This window comes from uncultured Chloroflexus sp. (assembly GCF_937951745.1).
GTDB lineage: Bacteria > Chloroflexota > Chloroflexia > Chloroflexales > Chloroflexaceae > Chloroflexus.
Map to the genome: position 1 here is coordinate 1 of NZ_CALFBQ010000038.1, position 15,496 is coordinate 15,496.

The 15,496-nt window shown below is 59.7% G+C and carries 14 protein-coding genes; 6 read left to right on the forward strand and 8 right to left on the reverse strand.

Going from position 1 to position 15,496, the window contains the following annotated elements:
- Positions 1-181 precede the first annotated feature (181 nt).
- Positions 182-793, reverse strand: a complete 612-nt coding sequence (locus Q1A59_RS09590) for a LysE family transporter (RefSeq protein ID WP_366144868.1) — start codon at positions 791-793, stop codon at positions 182-184.
- 112 nt (positions 794-905) lie between these two features.
- Between Q1A59_RS09590 and glgA the strand changes: the two genes are divergently transcribed.
- On the forward strand, positions 906-2,120 hold the full coding sequence (gene glgA, locus Q1A59_RS09595; protein WP_298407035.1) for a glycogen synthase: 1,215 nt from the start codon (positions 906-908) through the stop codon (positions 2,118-2,120).
- 39 nt (positions 2,121-2,159) lie between these two features.
- Here the strand turns inward: glgA and Q1A59_RS09600 are convergent, their stop codons facing one another.
- The 4 genes from Q1A59_RS09600 to Q1A59_RS09615 all read right to left on the reverse strand — a co-directional run bounded on the left by Q1A59_RS09600 (position 2,160) and on the right by Q1A59_RS09615 (position 7,008).
- Positions 2,160-3,146: an ABC transporter permease gene (locus Q1A59_RS09600; RefSeq protein WP_298407033.1), complete on the reverse strand. Its 987-nt coding sequence runs from the start codon at positions 3,144-3,146 to the stop codon at positions 2,160-2,162.
- A gap of 24 nt (positions 3,147-3,170) precedes the next feature.
- A complete protein-coding gene (locus tag Q1A59_RS09605; protein WP_298407031.1) occupies positions 3,171-4,193 on the reverse strand; it encodes an ABC transporter permease in 1,023 nt (340 codons plus the stop codon).
- Positions 4,194-4,227: 34 nt separating this feature from the next.
- Entirely contained in the window at positions 4,228-5,727 is a 1,500-nt protein-coding gene (locus tag Q1A59_RS09610; protein ID WP_298407029.1) for an ABC transporter ATP-binding protein, read from the reverse strand.
- A 63-nt stretch (positions 5,728-5,790) separates the two neighbouring features.
- Positions 5,791-7,008, reverse strand: a complete 1,218-nt coding sequence (locus Q1A59_RS09615) for a BMP family protein (RefSeq protein WP_299644910.1) — start codon at positions 7,006-7,008, stop codon at positions 5,791-5,793.
- 423 nt (positions 7,009-7,431) lie between these two features.
- On the opposite strand from Q1A59_RS09615, the gene Q1A59_RS09620 reads away from it, so the two are divergent.
- The 4 genes from Q1A59_RS09620 (at position 7,432) to malQ (ending at position 9,948) form a co-directional block, all read left to right on the forward strand.
- Positions 7,432-7,935: a hypothetical protein gene (locus Q1A59_RS09620; protein ID WP_298407025.1), complete on the forward strand. Its 504-nt coding sequence runs from the start codon at positions 7,432-7,434 to the stop codon at positions 7,933-7,935.
- 9 nt (positions 7,936-7,944) lie between these two features.
- On the forward strand, positions 7,945-8,112 hold the full coding sequence (locus Q1A59_RS09625; protein WP_298407023.1) for a hypothetical protein: 168 nt from the start codon (positions 7,945-7,947) through the stop codon (positions 8,110-8,112).
- A gap of 36 nt (positions 8,113-8,148) precedes the next feature.
- Positions 8,149-8,364 carry a hypothetical protein gene (locus tag Q1A59_RS09630; RefSeq protein WP_298407021.1) on the forward strand — a complete coding sequence of 72 codons (216 nt, stop codon included), beginning with the start codon at positions 8,149-8,151 and terminating at the stop codon, positions 8,362-8,364.
- A gap of 69 nt (positions 8,365-8,433) precedes the next feature.
- Positions 8,434-9,948, forward strand: coding sequence for a 4-alpha-glucanotransferase (gene malQ, locus Q1A59_RS09635; protein ID WP_298407019.1), 1,515 nt, complete (start codon positions 8,434-8,436; stop codon positions 9,946-9,948).
- Here the strand turns inward: malQ and recF are convergent.
- The gene (gene recF, locus Q1A59_RS09640) at positions 9,930-11,108 is read right to left on the reverse strand and encodes a DNA replication/repair protein RecF (RefSeq protein ID WP_299644911.1); all 1,179 of its coding nucleotides are present in this window, start codon (positions 11,106-11,108) and stop codon (positions 9,930-9,932) included. The two genes, malQ and recF, sit on opposite strands and share 19 nt — an antisense overlap.
- Positions 11,109-11,126: 18 nt before the next feature.
- Positions 11,127-12,167, reverse strand: a complete 1,041-nt coding sequence (fni, locus tag Q1A59_RS09645) for a type 2 isopentenyl-diphosphate Delta-isomerase (protein ID WP_298407016.1) — start codon at positions 12,165-12,167, stop codon at positions 11,127-11,129.
- Between the two features lie 236 nt (positions 12,168-12,403).
- Here fni and Q1A59_RS09650 point away from each other — a divergent pair, with 236 nt between their 5' ends.
- Positions 12,404-13,780, forward strand: coding sequence for an FAD-binding oxidoreductase (locus Q1A59_RS09650; RefSeq protein ID WP_298407014.1), 1,377 nt, complete (start codon positions 12,404-12,406; stop codon positions 13,778-13,780).
- Positions 13,781-14,185: 405 nt separating this feature from the next.
- Here Q1A59_RS09650 and Q1A59_RS09655 read toward each other — a convergent pair whose 3' ends face one another.
- Positions 14,186-15,364: a serine hydrolase gene (locus tag Q1A59_RS09655; protein ID WP_298407011.1), complete on the reverse strand. Its 1,179-nt coding sequence runs from the start codon at positions 15,362-15,364 to the stop codon at positions 14,186-14,188.
- Positions 15,365-15,496 lie beyond the last annotated feature (132 nt).

Consider the following 15,496-nt stretch of genomic DNA (forward strand, 5'->3'; position numbering starts at 1 on the left):
CCATCAGCAGCGATCAGCCGCTCGGCAGCCGCTAGCTGATGCCGGTATGGCGATAGATCAAGCCCCGGCGCATTGGCTACGATCACAACGTACATCATGCTCAACCTTACATCGTCCGGGTGTAGCGGCGCTGCGCCCCCCGCATGATGCGAAGTGTACAATACAGTACTGCTGTGCCCCCTTATTTGACAAGCAAAGCTGCCACCCCAAACCCGCCAATCACCACTCCCGATACCACATTGATCACCCGCAACATCGGTGGCGTAACACGTCCACGCACCAAACCTACCCCGCCGCTCAGGATCGTCCACCAGAGCGCAGAGCCAAGCGCAACCCCTGCCACCAACGCCCATCCGGCCAAGCCGCCGGCGCCGGTGCTCAGACCGAGACCAGCGAAGATCACCGTAAAAATCAAGATCGTCGCCGGGTTGGTAAGGGTCAAGCAGAGGGTAGACACATACGCACCAAGGAGTCCACGGCGCGACGGTTCCGGTTGGGCAACGATCGGCTGCGGTCGCGCCAGCATCGTGCTCAGACCGATCCAGAGCAACACCACACCACCTACCATACGTAGGATTGGACTAATGCCGAGTAACCACAGACTGAGCGCCTGCAACCCCAACGCCGCGATCGAACCATAGAGGGCATCAGCCGTTGCTGCACCCAACCCGCTGACAAAGCCGGCGACTCGACCATCAGCAATCGTCCGTCGAATGCACAGTACGCCAATGGGGCCAACCGGCGCTGCAATCGTCAACCCAAACAGCACACCGCGAATGAACAGCTCGATCATCATCTTCCCTTCTTTTCGGCGCATTATACGCGATCTCGTCTGATTTGCGCTCGACAAAAGGATGTATACTGAAGATATTGGTTCACCGTTGCACTAGTTCAAGAGGCTCACTATGCCTGAACTACGCCGCGTGGCGATCTTTACCAACGAATACCCGCCGTACATCTACGGCGGGGCCGGAGTGCATGTCGAATATCTGAGCCGAGCGCTCTCACGGATTGTACCTGTCGAAGTACGTTGTTTTGGCGATCAGCGGGTTGATGATCCGAATCTGACCGTACACGGCTATCCGCGTTGGGAAGAGGCGGGCCAGAACACAGACCCGCGTTTTGCCAGTGCGGTTGATGCGGTGGCCCGCTCGTTGGCGATGGCGAAAGACAATCTCGATGCTAGTGTGGTGCATTGCCACACGTGGTACACCGATCTGGCCGGTCTCTTCGCCAGCAAGCTGTGGGGTATTCCGTATGTGTTGACGATTCACTCGCTCGAACCATTGCGACCGTGGAAGATTGAGCAATTGGGCAACGCCTACCACCTCAGCTCGTGGATCGAACGCACTGCAATCGAGCAGGCCAACGCGGTGGTGGCCGTCTCGCAAGAGACGCGGAATGATATTCTGCGGCTGTTTAACATCGATCCGGCCCGCGTACATGTCATCTACAACGGGATTGATCTGAACGAATACCGTAAAACGAGCGCGACCGATGCGCTCGAACGGTACGGAGTTGATCCTAGTCGGCCCTTTGTGTTGTTTGTCGGGCGGATTACCCGTCAAAAGGGAATTATCCATCTGGTCAATGCCATTCCACAGATCGATCCATCAGCGCAGGTGGTGCTCTGTGCCGGTGCTCCCGACACGAAAGAGATTGGCATCGAGATGGAAGATCGAGTGGCGGCAGTGAGCGCGCAGCGGTCCGGCGTGATCTGGATTCGTGAGATGCTACCGCGCCAAGACGTGATCCAGTTCTATTCGCACGCCGCCGTCTTCTGCTGCCCCAGCGTGTACGAGCCGTTTGGCATTATCAATCTGGAAGCGATGGCCTGCGAGACGGCAGTGGTCGCTTCAGCGGTGGGCGGGATCAAAGAGGTCGTCGTGCCTGAAGAGACCGGTCTCCTAGTTGATCCCAACCTCAAACCGGGCAGTTTCGATCCGGTCGATCCGGCAGCGTTTTCGGCAGAATTAGCCGCGGCGATCAACCGGTTGCTGGCCGATCCCGCGCTGCGCGAACGATTCGGCCAAGCGGGCCGGCGGCGGGTCGAGCAGGTGTTCAGTTGGGATGCCATTGCACAACAGACGGTAGCCCTGTACCGGTCGTTGTTATCGTAGAGCCGTGCTAAAGGGCACAGCGGTGCTGTGCCCGTACTTTTATGGCCGTTCGAATGGCTGACCGAGGGCGGCGGGTGCGGTGGCGCGCAGGCGGTTAATCGCGCCGAGCAACGGCCGTTGCCAAATCTGCGGCAACGTTGCCGCCCGGCGCATTGCCGCCGGTGATGAAGCCAAATTGACCAAAGCCAGCACAAAGATCATCAGTACAAATGGAGCAACCTGTATGATCTGGGTAGGAAAGTTCGGTAATGCGCTCTGCGAGCGGGTGGCGACAATCTCGAGCACAGCGAAGAGATAGCATCCCAACGCAACCCGCCACGGTCGCCAGCCGCCAAAGATCACGATCGCCAGCACAATCCAGCCGGCACCGAAGGTATGGCGATAGCTCCAGCCTTGCTTGAGATCGAGCGAAAAAGCGGCGCCGGCAATGCCAACCAATGCGCCACCGGTGATCAGCATCGCGTAACGCCAGCGGATGACATCAATGCCACGGGCATACACCGCCGCCGGACGCTCGCCGAGCGCACGCACAATCAAGCCAAGCCGGGTACCGTAGAGCAGATACGCCGTAGCCGGAATGATCAGAAAACTCGCGTAGATCACCGGGTCGTGACGAAAAAAGAGCGTCCCCAACACCGGCACATCGGCCAGCGCGGGAATCGGCGTAAAGGGTACCGCCGGGCCGGGCACCCGCACAAAGGGCGCGCCAAGAAACGACGAGAGATCGGTGCAGAGCAGCGCCAACACAAAACCAACTGCGGTCTGTGATTGGCCGAGGGTGAGGCTGAATAGGCCGAGCACCGCAGCAATCGCTGCGCCGACCAGCGCTGCCGCAGCAAAACCCAACAGCAGATTGCCGGTGGTCAACGCCACTGCAAAGCCAGTCATCGCCGCTAACAGCATCGTCCCATCGAGCGAAAGGTTAATCACGCCAGCCCGCTCGCTGAGCGTCTCACCCATCGCGGCGATCACCAGCGGCGCAGCAGCGGCCAGCACAGCGGCGAGATCGATCCAGAGTTGATCCATAGCAAACTCACGATGATGTGACGGCTAACGCACCCGCGCGCGAGCGACCAACGCAAACAGCACCAGCGCCCCCTGTAAGACCCCGGCAATTGCGCTATCGATCCCCAACGTCAACGGTAATTGAATACTGCCAACGGTAAAGGAAGCAAATGCTACCGCAATCGGCAATAGCCAGCGCGGATCGGCCCGCGCCAACAACGCCACCAGCAATCCCAACAACCCAATCCCGCTCGAAATATTGGGGATCAACGCGTGATGCACTGCCACCACCTGCAACATCCCAGCAATACCGGCCAACGCGCCGCATGCTGCGAGCGTTTCAGCCATCCGGCGCGCGGCAGCCACGCCCAACCTCCCAGCCGCCGCCGGATTGAGACCAACTGCGCGCACCTCTAACCCCCAGCGCGTTTTGGTCAATGCCCACCAAACAACTGCTAATGCAAGCAACGCGATCAACGGCGCGGCGGGAGCCAAGCGCAGCCGGTCGATCGTCGGCAGCCAGAGATCGCGCGGCAACAGATCGGTGCCCGATAGCGAAGCCGAAGTCTGCCGCCGCCACGGTCCCAGCACCATATAGAGCGCCAGTCCGCTGGCGAGAAAATTCATGCCCAAGCCGGCGAAGATCTCGCTGACGTTGGCATACTGACGTAAAGCGCCGATCAGCAAGGCCCACACCACGCCACCGGTAGCACCGCTCAGTCCAGACAGCAGCCAAAGCAGGAGCGGCGGCCAATCTGGCCAGAGGCGCAACGGCACCATCGCCGCAATCGCGCCGGCGATCATCTGGCCCTCGACGCCGAGATTGTACAGCCCGCCGGCAAAGGTAATACTCAAGCCTACCGCGCACAACAACAGCGGCGCGGCCAGCATAATCATATCGCTCAACCGCACCGGGGTGCTGAACGCGCCGAACAGCACGAGACGGTATGCCTCCAATGGCGAGACACCGGTGCTGAGCAGGGCCAGCGTGGTGAGCGCAAAAGCGGCAACCAAAGCTAACACGGGCCGAGTGAGGCTGGCCACTAATTTCAACCGATCTGTACGCATCCCATCCATCCGTGGCAACTATCCGTGACCGCCATTATCGCGCCACATTAACCAGCGCATCAAAGCCAACCCCGCCGATCAACTCGGCCAAGCGGCTAGCCGAGAGCAATGCGCGCGGTATCGGCGGCCCGATCCGTCCGGCAAAACAGACGATTACCTCGTCGCTGTATTCCATGATTTCATCGAGATCGGGCGAGGAGAAGATAATACAACACCCATCATCACGGCGCGCTTGCAACCGGCTCCAGATCGCGCGCGCCGAGGCGACATCAAGACCACGGGTCGGTTGTTCGGCCAAAATGCCGCACGCAGTAGGTGGAATGAGGGCGAGCATCGCTCGCTGCTGATTGCCGCCAGAGAGTGAGGCAATCGGTGTCACCGGCGTTGCCTTGATCTGATAATCGGCAATCGCCTGCCGGGCTAGCTCTTCGGCGCGGCGGCGATCGACCAACAACCCATCGCGTTGGAGCAACGCAAAGTGATCGGCCAACGACAACGCGCCAATCATGCCATCGTGCAATCGGTCAGCCGGCAGATATTCCACCCCGGCTTGGCGAAACGCAAGCGCTCCTGCGCCGGTCAAATCACGTCCATTCACCAACACCTGCCCGCGATCAGGCGCTTGCTGGCCGGCGAGCAGGCGCAACAAGACTTGCTGGCCGCTACCATCGAGGCCGGCTAAGCCGATAATCCGCCCAGCAGGAAAGCGGTGGTTCAGCTCAACCAAGTGCAATGCCCCACTGCGCACGGTAATATTGCGCAGTTCCCAGACTGGCGGCGCATCAATAGCCGGCAAGGGGCGATAGATCGGCGGCGCAGCGCCGGACTCGCCAAACATCAATACCAGCAGATACTCTTGGGGTTGCGGCATAGGCAACTGGCCGGGAGGCACGACTTGGCCGTTGCGCAAAACGGTCACGGTATGGCAGAGCTCAGCTACCTCTTCCAGCTTATGCGACACAAACAGCACGGTGCGGCCTTCGGCGGCAATCTGGCGCAACGCCGCAAACAAAGCCCGCGCCTGTGCGGCAGTAATGCCAGTCGTTGGTTCGTCGAGGATGAGTACCTGCGCGCCGCACAATAGCAGGCGCATAATCTCAACTTGTTGGCGCTGTCCAATGGTCAACTGGTCGAGCCGCGCCGCCGGATCAACCGGAAAACCCAACCGTCCGGCCAGCTCAAGCAGCGCCGTCTGTGCGGCACGGCGCGAACGAAATATCCCCGGTGGGGCCGCGCAAAGCAGATTTTCCAGCACGGTAAACGCCGGAATATCGAGTGGCTCTTGCTGCACCATTCCCACGCCAGCAGCCAACGCATCACCCGGCCCGCGCAGACGACGGGGCATATCATTAAACACAATCCGCCCTTCGTCAGGCTGAATGTAGCCGGACAACAGCTTCATCAGCGTGCTCTTGCCGGCGCCATTCTCGCCCAGCACGCCGTGGATTTGGCCGGCGGCAAAGGAAACCGTCAACCGGTCGTTTGCGCAAACCGAGCCAAACCGTTTGGTCAGATGTTCAACCGCGATGTGCATGATTCCATAAAAAATTAAGAATGTAGAGACGGACGAACGTCCGTCTCTACATTATTTTATTGATTACGGTGCGCTTTGGCCCTCGATGCCGGCCAACAACTGCTGGGTATACCAAATCGTCTTGTCGTCGGCAACCTGCCCTTCCGGCACGAACACGGTGCCGTCCTGATAAAACAGTGGACCGGTGAACAGGTTCAGGCTGCCGTCGGCCAGCTTGGCGATAAACTCATCAAGCTTGGCCGCATTCTCGGCGCTGAGGGCAGGGCCTTTGACAAAACCGATCATGCTGGTGTCAGGATCGTTGAGATTGCTCCAATTCGGCCCCGTCCACTCCCATGCCGGTTCCCACTTGCCGGCGCGGGCCAGCTCCACCAGCCGCTTGTAGTCAGGCCCCCAGTTGAAGTAAGGCACACCGAGACACACTGCCTCACCCTGCGCGCACGCACCCTTAAAATCGTAAGGCACGGCAAATACCCGCTTGCCAGCTTGGGTTGCCTTATTCGCTTCAACAATCCCCTCGGTAGTGTCAATGCCAGAGAGAATCACATTGTACCCCTCATTGATGAAGTCGTTCGCCACCTTAGTCGGGTCGAGGGTCACGCCGGGAATGTTGAACCAGAAACCGATCCACGTCACCTTAAAAGCTAGCTCGCTGGCTGGGCGGCCACGGTAGGTTTCCCAGCAATAGCGCGCGCCGAGGTAGGTTGAGTTGACCAAGCGGCGAGTTTCGGGGTCGATCAAGGGACCGAGGTAGGCCAGCTTGCCGGCTTCGGTAGTCAAGGCAGCCGCGCAACCGGCAATCATCTTGCCGTACTCCATGCGGCCCATCAGATTGCGCACGTTCGGCGGCGCTTCGCCGGTCAGCACCTTATCGCCGGAGGCGTGGATAGAGAACACATCAGGATGCGCCGCCGCCGCGATATTCGTGCCATCAGCAAACTCAGCCGAGTTGGTGATGATCAAACGCGCCCCTTGGCCAATCAGTTCTTCGATCGCCTGTTCAACCTTCACATTCGGACGATCGGCAGGATTGACCTTGTCGATGTAGATGAACTTGACGCCGGGTACTTTTTCGACCACATATTGGGCGCCTTCGTAGTGAGCCTGATTCCAACCACCATCATTGATCGGCCCCACTAGCACCATGCCGAAGGTAAACGCTTCGGCAGGCGCAGCCGGAGTAGCGGTTGGCTCGGCAGCTGGCTGCGTGCCACATGCCGTCAGGATCAGGCTGAGCAGCGTGAGGGCCAACACCAGCCAACGAACAGAACGGTTTCTCATCGGTCGTCTCCTTGGTAGCATCTGCAAACCTTGCACCATAACAACGAAGCGGCGCAACCGATGACGACAATGGTCATCGCTGCGCCGAGACGGTTTTGCGCAGATTCGCACCTCTGACGGGGAGGGCTCCCTGCCGGCTACATTGCCGATCAGGACGCTATCTGGAGCGCCCGATTACGGGTCGAGTATAGCCGAGATAGAAGTGACTGTCAATTGCGCAGGGAGGGCGGGGAAGGGAAGTGCCAGCCGGGCATCTTTAGGCGAACCGTTAAGCCTGTGCTATACTAGCGGTGCGACTTCAACCGGAAAGGGCCGCTTATGAATAGTCACTTGTTGCCTCTTGCGGTCCTGCTGTGCATCTTTCTCGCCCCCTCAACTCTATACATACAGCCGGTCCAATTTGTTTCGAGGACGTTGCGGAGTGTGTCGACGCATCCTTTGCCGATTTTTGGCAGCGCACCGACCGCGACGCGATCGGTGGCAGAGTGGGAACGCCCTTCGTCTCTTTGGCTACCCGGGTCGGCGCGGAGCGAGACAGTTGGTGGTACCGCCGTCTTGACCCAACCCTTCGAGCGCGTCATGATGCAGCAGCCGTTAGGCAACACCGATCCGGCCAACATCACACTCCAAATGACCGGCTGGGAACGGCTCACCCAGCTTAACCGCACCCTCACCCTGCCAGCTAAGCCGCCGGCGAGCGTACCGCCGGATTGCCGGCTCTTTGCTGAGACCGGTTTCACCCTCTGCGGCGAGTTTCGGAATTTTTGGGAAAGCAATGGTCTTAACCTCGACAACGAACGTGAATACACTGATGCCGAGCGGATTGCATTCTTCGGGTTGCCAATCAGCGCTGTTAGTCGTGAGCAGGTAGCTGAAGGCAGCAATAACTGCTACCTTACCCAGTGGTTCGAGCGCGCCCGCTTGTAGATCGCCGGTATGACCAGACAAATCGTTGTGACGCTATTAGACCGTGATGTGACGAGTAATCGCGCCAACCCGCCACCGTTGCCGCGCAATATGGGGGTGATGGTCATCAATCCTACCACGCTCACCGCCGGAAGCGCGCTTGCTGCGCGCGGTAGCGGCTACAGCCACGACCGCTAAGTCAGCCTCACTACGTTTCGAGCTGACGGCAGTAGGGTGCCGGTTGCTAAGCGGGTTAATCTGACGAGCGGCAGCTTTACCGAGACCTACTGTCACCTCATACCAGCCGATGCACTTCCCGCCACTTGGGCGATTACCTTTGACAGCGTTGATAGCGGGCAGCGCACGATAGGCTTTTTCCGCGTGGTGGCAACCGGTGAACCAAACCGCGCCTGCCTTAAGATCATCGCGCCCTTGCCGCGGAGCCGGTGATATTGATTGCATCTGCAACGGTATGCTACAATACCGGCTAGTTCGTTCTTTAGGCATTGGGGTACCGTTATGCAACTGCCACGCGCAAGCGGCATTTTGCTCCATCCCTCATCGCTCCCCGGCCCATGGGGTATTGGCGATCTGGGACCGATGGCGTACCGGTTTGTCGATTTTTTGGCGGCAGCAGGGCAAACACTCTGGCAGGTGTTACCCCTCGGTCCAACCGGTTACGGAGATTCGCCTTATCAGTGTTTTTCGGCTTTTGCCGGTAATCCGTTATTGATTAACATTGATGATCTGATCGATCACGGTTTGCTGACTTCAGCCGAAGCGCGGGCGACGCTCGGCAGCTTGCCGAGCGATCGGGTGGATTTTGGCGCGCTTATCCCGGCCAAACAAGCGTTGTTGCGCAGCAGCTTTGAGCGGTTCCGCAGCGGGCACGGCACCCGGTTCCACCAAGCATATACCGCCTTTTGCGCCGCGAATGCTGAATGGTTGGCCGATTACGCCTTATTCATGGCTATCAAAGAGGCGCAGGGCGGCGGAAGCTGGCACGACTGGCAACCCGAACTGCGCGACCGGCAGCCGGCGGCGCTGGAGTGTATGCGCCGCGAGTTGGCCGGCGCGATTGAGTATCACCAGTACGTGCAGTTTCTCTTCTTCCGCCAATGGCAGGCCTTGAAAGAGTATGCCAATCAGCGCGGCGTGTTGATCATCGGCGATGCACCGATCTTCGTCGCCGATGATAGCGCTGACGTATGGGCCAACCGCGACCTCTTTTTTGTCGATAGCAGCGGGATGCCGACAGTGGTGGCCGGCGTGCCACCGGATTATTTCAGCGCCACCGGCCAACGGTGGGGTAATCCGCTCTATCGCTGGGATAAGATGGCTGAAACCGGCTACCGCTGGTGGGTAGCGCGGATGCGGCAGGCGTTCACGCTGTATGACGTGCTGCGCCTTGACCATTTCCGCGGCTTTGAAGCCTACTGGGAAGTACCGGCCAGCGCGCCGACGGCGGTCGATGGCCGCTGGGTGCAAGGGCCGGGGGCTGATTTGTTCAAGACATTACAGGCTGAGTTGGGTGATCTGCCGATCATTGCCGAAGACCTTGGCCTGATTACGCCGGAAGTTGAGGCGCTGCGGTGCGCGTTTGACCTGCCCGGCATGAAGGTCTTACAGTTTGCGTTCGGCGATGACGCAGCCAATCCGTACTTGCCGCACAACTACACCGCAAATTATGTCGTCTATACCGGCACGCACGATAACGACACGAGTGTGGGGTGGTTTGCAACGCTCGATGTCAACACCCGCGCCGCCGTGCTAACCTACCTTGGCCGCGATGAGCAGACGGTTGACATTGCGTGGGATCTGATGCGGCTGGGGTTGATGTCGGTTGCGAATTACGCGATTACGCCACTACAAGATGTGTTGCGACTGGGTTCAGAGGCGCGCATGAATACCCCCGGCCGGTTAGGCGGCAATTGGGCATGGCGCTGTGCGGCAGCGGCATTAAGCGAGGAGTTGGCGCACCAATTACGCAGCCTCACCCGCGCCTACGGGCGGCTTCAACCGGCAAAGACCTGACCGTCTTCGATGCGAAAGCGGCGGGCAGCAGTCAGAAAATCGGCACTGAAATCGCTGAGATCGGTGGCGGTGAGCAGCGTCTGCTGGCCGGGACGCTGGATAAGGTCGAGCAGGTGCGCGCGGCGTTGGGCATCGAGTTCACTCAACACATCATCGAGTAGCAACACCGGTGCATCACCGCCGCGCTGGCGCATCAACTCGGCCTCGCCAATTTTGAGCGCCAGAGCAATCGCGCGTTGCTGGCCGCGCGAGCCGTATCGGCCCAGATCGACCCCGGCCACCCGGAAGATCAGGTCATCGCGGTGCGGCCCGCAGAGCGTCTGACCACGTGCCAATTCATCGGCGCGCTGTGCCTCGAATGCTTGTCGTAGCCGATAAGCCAAGCTACCGGCGTCGTGGTCTTGGCCGAGATCGACACTTGCTGCATACTCAATCTGCACCTCGTGCTCGCCACCGCTGATCGCGCGATAGAGCGGGCCGGCCAAGGCGCCTAATTCAACCACGGCCCGCAACCGCTCGGCCAACAGATAGCCGCCGGCAGCGGCCAGTTCCTGATCCCAAAAAGCTAATTCGGTATTGACATTGCGCGGCAACCGGCGCTGTTCGCGCCACGCGCGCAGCAGGCTGTTGCGCTGAAGTAACAGCTTTTGGTAGTGGGCCAAGGTGCGTACATAGTGCGGATCGAGCTGCGAGAGCGTAATGTCAAGGTAGCGCCGCCGTTCGGCGGGCGGACCGTCCACTAGCATGAGGTCGGTCGGCATAAACAGCACCACCCGCAACTGACCAATCAGATCAATTGCCCGTGCCGGTCGCTTATCGATCCGCACCAGTTTCTGAGCGCCATTGATCAACTGACCGTCATCATCAGTACGACGCTGCACCAGCACCTCGAGCTGTACCGCCCCGATTCGACGCTCGACATCAGCAGCGATACGAGCAAAAGGTGGCGTTCCTGCTTCACCAACTGCCTCCCATCGCACCAACTCGCGATCACTGCTGAGACGGGGCGAACGAGTTGTAGCAAGGTAAAAGATCGCTTCGAGCAGGCTCGTCTTACCGGCAGCGTTGGGGCCGTACAAGAGGATCGTTGCCGGCGGCAAAGCTAGATCTTGCCGCCGATAATTGCGGAAATCGCGCAAGGTAAGGTGATGAACGAACATACACTGGTGCGATGCGGGCTAACCGCGTTCGCCGAGGCGCAGATTGCGCAAGGCGCGCAAGTTCGCACAGCCGCTACAGAACATCGCCACCCGCAGCTCGCGAATAAAAGCACTTAGCCCCTCGATCACCGCCTCAGCGCCACGTTCATTAATCGCATCAAACAGAGCCGGACGGGCCGTACCGGCAAGATCGGCGCCAAGCGCGATCGCTTTCGCGACATCAACCCCACTCCGTATCCCGCCCGACGCAATTAACGTCACGTCGGGTAATGCCGCCCGCACTTCACGTATACACTCGGTCGTCGGCAAGCCCCAATCGGCAAACGCGCTGGCCACCCGGCGGCCAGTATCGTTGGGTTGGCGGAAGCGTTCCACCTCGCTCCAACTGGTGCCGCCGGCGCCGGCCACATCGATAATCCGCACGCCGACCTCGTAGAGCCGGATCGCGTCGGCAGCGCCGATCCCATTGCCGACTTCCTTGACAATCACCGGCACTTCGAGTCGGTGGCACACCTCTTCGATCTTATTCAGCAATCCCTTGAAATTGACATCGCCTTCGGGTTGCACGGCCTCTTGCAGCGGGTTGAGATGCAAAATCAGCGCGTCAGCCTCGATCATCTCAACCGCGCGGCGGCAATGATCGACGGTAAAACCATAGTTGAGCTGCACCGCGCCGACATTGGCCAGCAACGGAACACGCGGCGCAACTCGACGCACCTGATAGGTGCTGGCGAGGCGCGGATCCATCACTGCGGCCCGTTGCGAGCCGACCCCCATCGGCAGGCCGAGATACTCAGCAGCTTCGGCTAAAGCAAGATTAATCCGCTCGGCACTGGACGTACCACCCGTCATCGAGCTAATCAGCAACGGTGCAGCTATCGACTTTCCAAGAAACGTAGTGCGGGTGTCAACCTCGTTAAGATCGAGTTCGGGCAACGCGCGGTGGGGCAGACGGTAAGCGGCGAAACCGGTGACGACACCCTTGGCAGCGACATCTTCGTTTAGCACAATCCGAATATGATCAACTTTGCGCGATTCGGTTTTGTCATCACCGGGCATAGGGAACTCCTGAGGCAAACAAGGGGGAAGGAAACCGGCAATTTCACCCCTTTAGAGCGATCATACCAACAAAAGAGAGGTGAGTCAAACGAGGGGGTGAGAAGTAGGGAGTGGGGAATAGGCAATAGGGTACGGATTGGCACGGTTTAGGTGAAGATGCTCAGGTAGGCCATTGCGTTATTTCGGCTACAATAGCCTTAGTGTCCGCATCGTGGCGTAATGATCGTGAGGCGAATATGGCGTCTACAGCCACCGTTGTCATCTGTGGAGCGGGGATTGCCGGGGTTGCGCTGGCCCATCAATTAGCGGTTACGCATGGGTGGCGCAGAGTGGTGCTGGTTGAAGCCGGTGATCCGCTGGCGCTAACCAGCGATAAATCAACCGAATGTTACCGCAACTGGTGGCCCGATGCAGCGATGGTAGCGTTGATGAACCGCAGCATTGACCACTTGGAAGCGTTGGCACTTGCGAGCGCGAATCGGATTCGGCTTAACCGACGCGGTTACCTCTACGCAACGGCTGATCGACAACGGGCCGAGCAGTGGCAGACACAGGCAGCAATGATTGCACGCAACGGGGCCGGTCCACTGCGGATTCACAACCGAATCGATGCCGATTACCAGCCCTACACCGGTCACGACTGGCGGGATGCACCGGATGGGGCCGATCTCTTGCTCGACCCTGATCTTATTCGGCGACACTTCCCCGCCCTCAGTCCAGCGACAGTAGCAGTACTGCATCCTCGTCGCTGCGGCTGGTTGAGCGCGCAACAACTAGGAGCGCTGCTGCTAGAAGAAGCCCGCAACGCCGGGGTGTTGCTCATTCGCGGGCAAGTAACCGCAGTAGCGCAAACTGGCGGCCGTGTGAGCGGAGTTGCAGTGGCTACTCCCGGCGGTACCCAACTGATCGCTACGCCGCGTTTCGTCAATGCTGCCGGCCCGCATCTCGCGGCAATCGGCGACCTGCTTGGCATTGAGCTGCCAGTACACAACCAGCTCCACCTCAAAGCCGCCTTTAGCGACTCACTTGGTGTTGTGCCACGAACTGCGCCGTTACTGATTTGGAGTGATCCAATTCAGCTTGACTGGAATGAAGCAGAGCGACACGAGCTGCGGGCCGATCCGGCCACGGCATGGCTAGCTAACCCGCTACCGGCAGGTGTACACTGCCGACCCGAAGGCGAGGGCAATAGCCAGCAGGTACTCTTGCTGTGGGATTATCATCCACACGACCACTATACGCGAACAGCGCACTTTCCCGTGCCGCTTGATGATACCTTCTTTGAGATTGCGCTGCGCGGCATGACGGTGATGCTGCCTAGCTTGCGCGCCTATCGTGACCGCCTCCCCCGTGCCTACCTCGATGGCGGCTACTACACCTGCACACCGGAAAACCGGCCTCTGATCGGGCCGCTACCGCTTGAAGGCGCGTTCGTTATTGGTGCTCTGGCCGGTTACGGCATTATGGCCGCCGTAGCGGCCGCCGAACTGCTCGCCGCTCATATTGTCGGTGGGCCGTTACCGGCATACGCTGCCGACTTTCATCCGGCCCGCTACGCTGACCCGGCCTATCGGGAGCAACTGGCGCACTGGAGCGAGACCGGACAGTTGTGAGGGGGGATGCGCTGGGGCGGTGTTCGCTTGGCATTGCGCGGGCGCGCTGCGCCGGCAGCAAGCACCTGCTCAAGCAGGAGCCATCGCTCAGAATCCATCTCCCGCTCTTGCGGGGGATTGCTTTGTCACCTTTGGCGGCTCGCGATGACAATGGCTCGGCTTGATGAGACCCATTCCATTGACAAATAAATATAGCATTTTTCCGGCTATCATGCACTGGCAATGCCTATTAGCCGGAAATGTCACATCTACGCCCCGCACGCTCGAAGTGTATCTGCGGTAGCCAGCCAACCCTTGCCGGTGGTTTTGCAGACTGGGGCACGACAGGTGGGCCAGACAACGCCGCTGCGTCACGGGATCCAGCCTGATCGTGGGCATGTACCTCTTTGAGACCGTTGCCTTACCTCACGGTAGCATCGCGCCGATGGTCGCGGCAATCGCGTCGGCATTGGTGCGTTCCATGTTGCTCAGGACGATCACCACGCTCTGCGTGTCGGGGTAGTAGGCGAGATGGGTGACAGCCCCTGACATAAAGCCGGGGTGGTAGATCACCCTGCGCCCGTTGCGATCTTCGATCTTCCAGCCATAGCCGTAGTTGTTGCGCACTGGTGTATACATCTGCGCCAGTTCGGTAGCAGGTAGCAACTGCCCACTGTTGAGCGCAGTCACAAATCGGTAGAGGTCTTCGACGGACGAGTAGAGGCCGCCGGCACTGTAGAGATTGCTGGTATCAATTGGGATGGCCCGTTCCGCCCCCGGCCCGATATAGCCAACCGTACCGTTGAGGGCCGAGGCGTCGCCGCTGTCATAGCCGCTGTCGGCCATGGCCGCTGGCACGAAGATGTTGGCGCGGATATAGTCGGCGTAGGATTGGCCGCTAACCGCTTCGATCACCAACCCCAGCACAACGTAGTTGGAATTGCCGTAGCGAAAGGCACTGCCCGGTGCGAAGTCGAGCGGTAGATTACGAAAGCGAGCAACGAGCTGGGTGGGTGTGACCGGTGAGCGTTCGAGTTGCTCGAAGTCGCGGAAGTCGGTGTAGTTGGGGATGCCGGCAGTGTGGGTGAGCAGATGGTGGAGCGTGATCGGTTGCCATACCGGCGGGCAGTCGGGCAGGTAACGGCACACCGATTCGTTGACGTTAAGTTTGCCCGCCACTTGCAATTGCATAATCGCCAGCGCCGTGAACGGCTTGGTGATCGAAGCGATGCGGAAGCGGCTCTGGGCCGTATTGGGCAAATCGCGCTCGACGTTGGCCTGCCCGTAGCCACGCGCCACCAAGATGCGCCCCTGTGTGGCTGCCAGCACCGACCCGCGGAATTGGCCTTTTTCGGTCAGATCGCGCAAGTAGAGGTCAATGTGGGTGGCAATATCAACCAAGCTCGGGGTGGGAGTCGGGCGCACCGGTTCCATCACCGCCACTAACGGCGTGCTGGCAGGCAGTGGACGGTCAGGAGTGACGCTGGGCAAGATGGTCGGCTGTGGCCCAACCGGTGCCCATGCCGAGATAACCGGATCGCGCTGACCGCAGGCGGTCAGTGCGATGATGGCGAGCAGAGATAGCGCGATGGTCAAGCAGCGCATAGACATACCAAGACGCAAAGCTCGCAAAGCCGCAGAGTCGTCAAACGCAACGGCGTGAAGCGCGTAAAGGGGCGCAAAGGATGGGATCCACTTCCGCGCACCTACGGCCTCAGCGGGAAATCCTTCCCCACT